The 3,266-nt window shown below is 64.8% G+C and carries 4 protein-coding genes and 1 pseudogene; 1 reads left to right on the top strand and 4 read right to left on the bottom strand.

Annotation, left to right across the window (positions count from 1 at the left end; all coding sequences use genetic code 11):
• Positions 1–68: 68 nt before the first annotated feature.
• Positions 69–974 (bottom strand): DMT family transporter, encoded by a 906-nt coding sequence (locus tag EOC93_RS33065; RefSeq protein WP_127206710.1) that lies wholly within the window; start codon positions 972–974, stop codon positions 69–71.
• Positions 975–1,591: 617 nt separating this feature from the next.
• Between EOC93_RS33065 and EOC93_RS33055 the strand changes: the two genes are divergently transcribed.
• Positions 1,592–2,098, top strand: a complete 507-nt coding sequence (locus EOC93_RS33055; RefSeq protein WP_095483182.1) for an OsmC family protein — start codon at positions 1,592–1,594, stop codon at positions 2,096–2,098.
• A 15-nt stretch (positions 2,099–2,113) separates the two neighbouring features.
• Here EOC93_RS33055 and EOC93_RS33050 read toward each other — a convergent pair whose 3' ends face one another.
• From EOC93_RS33050 to EOC93_RS35620, 3 genes and pseudogenes are all read right to left on the bottom strand, one after another.
• The gene (locus tag EOC93_RS33050) at positions 2,114–2,320 is read right to left on the bottom strand and encodes a hypothetical protein (protein WP_095483183.1); all 207 of its coding nucleotides are present in this window, start codon (positions 2,318–2,320) and stop codon (positions 2,114–2,116) included.
• Positions 2,321–2,446: 126 nt separating this feature from the next.
• Positions 2,447–3,076: a hypothetical protein gene (locus tag EOC93_RS33045; protein WP_127206709.1), complete on the bottom strand. Its 630-nt coding sequence runs from the start codon at positions 3,074–3,076 to the stop codon at positions 2,447–2,449.
• An 82-nt stretch (positions 3,077–3,158) separates the two neighbouring features.
• Positions 3,159–3,266: pseudogene (locus tag EOC93_RS35620) on the bottom strand (oxidoreductase); the annotation flags it as partial.

Raw genomic sequence — 3,266 nt, 5'->3', positions numbered from 1 at the left:
GGACTTGGGGGTGGCCCGTCAAACCCAACAATGCTTTGAACCCATGATGGTTCCACGACTTTGCAAATTTATTTCAGAGGCAGACTTTCCCGGGCAGAGCGCTGCCTCGCCGCTTGCCAGTCGCGCCCGGCATGGGCGAACACCGCGCAGAGCACGATGGCGCCGCCGATCATGCTGGCGGCCGGCGGGATCTCGGCCAGGAACAGGAAGGCGAACAGGATCGCGAACGGCACCTCAGCCGAACCCAGCAAGCCGGATTCGGCCGCTGGAATGAGCCGCGCGCCCTCCGTCCACAGGATCGAGGCCAGCGCGAAAGACGCGCCGAAGGCGACGAGCAGCACTGCGTCTCTGGTTGAGACGGCTAGCGGGTCGGTGACGAACCAGCCGAGCACGAACAGGAGGAATGCCGATACCGCACCGGCCCACACCACAGGCGTGTCACGGAAGGCGCGCACCATGATCATGTAGAGCGCGGCGCCGACCGTCATCAGCAGCGCCAGCCCGTCGCCGAACAGATTACCGGTGCCGAAGCCGGACCAGACCATGATCGCCACACCGCTGAGCGACACGGCCGCGGCAGCAAGCGTCTGCAGGCGGAAGCGCTCACGGACCAGCACGAAAGCAAGCAGCGCGGTGACGAAGGGTGCGGTGGCGTAGATGATCGCGACATTGGCGACGAAGGTGAATTTGAACGCCGAAATGAAGGCGATGCTGGCCAGCGCACCCTCGATCGCCAGCAGCCAGCCGCGCCAGCCGAGGCGCAGGCTTTCACGCCTGCCGGAGCGGCGGCGGCGCCACAGCACATAGAGGGTGATCAGGATCGAGCCGACGAAGCCGCGCCAGCACGTGATGGTCAGCGGGTCGGCATGGATCGACTTGGTCAACACTCCGGTGAGGCCAAAGACGGCCGCCGACGCCGAAACCAGGATGATGCCAAGGGTGCGCTCGGCGGCGGTTTCGGTGGTGGCTGGCATGCTTAGGGATCCCGTCATGTCACCAGACTATGCTGCCTTGTCCTGACACCGTACTGTCAGCAGGGGGTGCCGCATCCTACAGTCGCTTGAGGAAATGTTCGTTGCCGATGATCAGCAGGCCGGCCGCGACGATCAGGGTTTCAGCGTACGCTACACGGGTGGAACCCTGCGCGGCGCTGCGCCAGCGGCGAGCTAGCGTTGGGGCAGGGCCTGGCGGCTCGGGTATCCCGTCCGGCCGATGCGGTTGAAGGGCGCTCCCGGGGCATGGAGCCGGGCCTTGGCCGCGCACCAGACAATACTGGAAGGCCGGCTGCGCCAGCTTTCCGGCGTGATAGAGAAGATCGGCAGACTACGGACGACCTCGCTCGAGGCGAGGCGCCAACCGCCGGGGAACTGGTGCGCTCAATGGCGCCGGACGCCAGACTCAGCGGGCTCGGACGGATGGCGTCATCGCGTGGCGGCCCCAGGTCGCATGAAAAGGCACCCGGTCTAATGACGCACCAATATCCGGACAGCTTGTCACTCTGATCCAAATGTCGTGAAATCGAGGTTTAGGCCGTAGAGTCTATTCGAGTATCGTGACGAGCGATGAAGATGACTGTCGAAAAGGGTTGGACATGGATGCCACCGGACTGAAGGCCATGCAGGCGCCGCTCAAGGACGCCTATCGCGACGACGCGTCGAGCGCGCTGGTCACGCTCAGGGCCAGGGGCTCGATCGACGACCAGTCGATCGCCTGCAAAGTTGAGACGGGCCGGGCGCTGGCCGTTGCCGGTCTCCATCCGGCTACCGGCGGTTCGGGGCTCGAACTGTGCTCGGGCGACATGCTGCTGGAGGCGCTGGTCGCTTGCGCCGGCGTGACGCTTAAGGCGGTGGCGACGGCGCTGGAGTTCAAACTCGGAGCCGCCACGGTGGAGGCCGAAGGCGATCTCGATTTTCGCGGCACCTTAGGTGTGGCAAGAGATGCGCCGGTCGGCTTCCGCGCCATCCGGCTGAATTTCATCCTCGACACCGACGAGCCACAAGAGCGCATCGACACTCTGCTCAAATTGACCGAACGCTACTGCGTGGTGTTCCAGACCATCAATGCCAAGCCGGAGCTGACGGTAAGCGCGCGCCGCTGAAACGCGCGCCGCCGGCTATTCACTTTCGCCCTCGTCGGCGAAGGGCGAGGCGCTCGGCACGCACTGCACCGACCAGCCGGCCGGCGTCGGCTGCTTCTGATATTCGGTGACGGCGGAGGTGCATTGTTCGCGGGTGTCGAACGTGCTGGGCAGCACCACCATGCCGCCTTGCGGGCCGGCAATCACCAGATACCAGACCAACGCTACGCTCGAAGCCGCCATGGGAAATTCCTCGTTTGTTGTGGGATTCGGGCGATCCTATCAACTCCGCGCGGTCGACGAAAGCGCGGCTGGCGCGGTGGTTCGCCACGGCATCACGGCGTGAGGTTCGACGTTTGTTTGAACAGCTCAGTTCGCGGCAAAGCAGTAGAACAGGCCGTCGCCGCCGGTGCTCTTCAGCGCCTCCTGACTGCAGCCGCCGCGTGAAGCGTGCGAGGAATTCCACGATTTGGCGGCGGCCGAATCGTCGAGACCGGCGCGATCGTGATGGCCCGTCATTGCCGCACCTTCTGCTCCGCTGAGCGTCCAGTCGCCGCAGGTCTGGTCGGCGATTTTCGTGCCGTCGGGCTTGGAGCCGGTCAGCACGTCGTGCCGGTTGGGCTTGTCGCCGCGGCCGTTGACCACGTTGCCCTTTTCGTCGAGCGCCGTCTGCTTGGTGATCGCGTTGGCATCGCTGTGCAGCGAAGCCACATCGTCGGCGATCTTGTCGCCCTTGGCGTTGAACCACGGTCCCTTGCCGATGCGATCGCGCGCATCGGTGTCGCTAGTCGAGAGATAGGCGCGCCATGTCTTGCCGGTCACGCCGGCGGCTTCAGCCAGCGACCCGCAATGCGCATCGGCGCCCGCCAGGCCGCCGAGATCGGCGCCCTTGCCCGAGCCGACGCTGGTGACGAAGAAGCTCATTGTCGTATCCTGTGGGGATGCGACGCCGACGGCTGCAAGCGATGTGGCGGCGGTGACGAGAAGCAGTCTGCGCATGGTGGTCCTCCGTTTTGCGAAAACTAGGCATTCCAACAACGTCGGTGGCGGCGCAATTCTTCCGCCAAAATACGCGGTGCGTCTACTCCGGCTGCCGGTAGGCGACAAAACGGTTGTGCTTGGCCTGGAAGATCAGCCCGGTTTCCCTAAGCGCAGGGCTGGCCAGCGGCACGATGCGTTTGGCGATCTC

The organism is Mesorhizobium sp. M6A.T.Ce.TU.002.03.1.1, assembly GCF_003997275.1.
Lineage (GTDB): Bacteria > Pseudomonadota > Alphaproteobacteria > Rhizobiales > Rhizobiaceae > Mesorhizobium > Mesorhizobium mediterraneum.
Note: the sequence above shows the minus strand (reverse complement) of the source record. Positions and strands in the feature narration are given on the sequence as shown.